1 protein-coding gene is annotated in these 307 nt (G+C 52.1%); it reads right to left on the bottom strand.

From position 1 onward, the window contains the following. The coding region (trmB, locus tag NE473_RS30925) for a tRNA (guanine(46)-N(7))-methyltransferase TrmB (RefSeq protein ID WP_502802866.1) at window positions 1-307 on the bottom strand (307 nt) is incomplete at both ends.

Below are 307 nucleotides of genomic sequence, written 5' to 3'. Positions count from 1 at the left end.
CTCTCGTATCTCCCAGCCCGCTGCCGGTATGGACTCCAGGGAATAATCAAACAGTCCCCGGTTGTCCGTCTTAAATTCTACGACGCCATCCGATGCCAGAATCTTATCAAACACTTCCATAAACGGTTCCGACGTCAGGCGCCTTTTCGCATGGCGGTCCTTGGGCCACGGATCTGAGAAGTTCAGATAAATTTTCTTTACCTCACCCGGGGCGAAAATCTCGGAAAGCTCTCTCGCATCCACACACATAAAGTAGAGATTGGAAAGCTCCATCTCCCGGCGTTTCTGGATGCCTCTCAGGAGGACG

The sequence above is a fragment of the Hungatella sp. SL.1.14 genome (genome assembly GCF_024460495.1).
In the GTDB taxonomy this organism is placed as follows: Bacteria; Bacillota; Clostridia; order Lachnospirales; family Lachnospiraceae; genus Hungatella; species Hungatella hathewayi.
This window is presented reverse-complemented; position numbering and strand designations above follow the sequence as displayed.